This is a genomic window from Paraburkholderia sp. SIMBA_053 (assembly GCF_046534895.1).
Classification (GTDB): domain Bacteria; phylum Pseudomonadota; class Gammaproteobacteria; order Burkholderiales; family Burkholderiaceae; genus Paraburkholderia; species Paraburkholderia caledonica.
Map to the genome: position 1 here is coordinate 1 of NZ_JAWRXU010001845.1, position 232 is coordinate 232.

The following is a 232-nucleotide window of genomic DNA, read 5'->3' on the forward strand; positions in this document are numbered from 1 at the left end:
GGATAGGGACCGAACTGTCTCACGACGTTCTAAACCCAGCTCGCGTACCGCTTTAATGGGCGAACAGCCCAACCCTTGGGACCTACTCCAGCCCCAGGATGCGACGAGCCGACATCGAGGTGCCAAACCATGCCGTCGATATGGACTCTTGGGCAAGATCAGCCTGTTATCCCCGAGGTACCTTTTATCCGTTGAGCGACAGCGCTTCCACAAGCCACTGCCGGATCACTAG

General features: G+C 57.3%; 1 rRNA gene. It reads right to left on the reverse strand.

The window, feature by feature from the left end:
• Positions 1-232: ribosomal RNA gene (locus tag SB753_RS41915) — 23S ribosomal RNA — on the reverse strand; the annotation flags it as partial.